This window comes from Ligilactobacillus acidipiscis DSM 15836 (assembly GCF_001435755.1).
Taxonomy (GTDB): domain Bacteria; phylum Bacillota; class Bacilli; order Lactobacillales; family Lactobacillaceae; genus Ligilactobacillus; species Ligilactobacillus acidipiscis.
Genome location: NZ_AZFI01000361.1, coordinates 1 through 524 on the forward strand (window position 1 = coordinate 1; position 524 = coordinate 524).

The window sequence follows — 524 nt, forward strand, 5'->3', positions numbered from 1 at the left end:
AATTATTCACCATAAGTTCTCCAAGCACAGTGTCACCCCGTTATCATGGGCGGTACTGTGTTTTTTATTTTTCACCTTTTTAGTGCAGAAAAAGAACCTCCGATTTGGTATAGTTGATTCACCACAAGTCAGCTATCCACCAAAAGAAAGAGGTCCTTCTCATGGCAGCTTTACCGGAAAAACGAGTTAATTTCAATCCTAAATTACATATTTCGCACACTGGTGGTGAACTTTCCACTGATGCTGGGCTAGTGTTGGTCAAAGAATTAATGGCGCAACTCAATTTCACGACCTTAGCGTATCAATTAGTCCATTTTGATGACCAGCGCCATTACGCTCGTTACAGCAACGTTAGTCTACTAGAGCAGGTCGTGCTGCAGTTGATCGCCGGCTACCCTGCCGATCTAGCTGCCACTAGTTTGCGTGATGACCCCACATTTAAATTACTATTGGCACAACCGCAATTGGCCTCACCACCGTCGTTATCCCGTTTTTGGCAACGCTGTGACGAGCAGACCATCACC

At 45.2% G+C, this 524-nt stretch carries 2 protein-coding genes; both read left to right on the forward strand.

What is annotated here, in order from left to right; translation table 11 throughout:
• Positions 1-190: hypothetical protein (locus tag FC65_RS12660; RefSeq protein WP_235803141.1), on the forward strand; the 190-nt coding region annotated here is incomplete at its 5' end.
• On the forward strand, positions 162-524 hold a 363-nt coding region (locus tag FC65_RS11120; RefSeq protein ID WP_191979922.1), incomplete at its 3' end, for a transposase. The genes FC65_RS12660 and FC65_RS11120, both read left to right, overlap by 29 nt.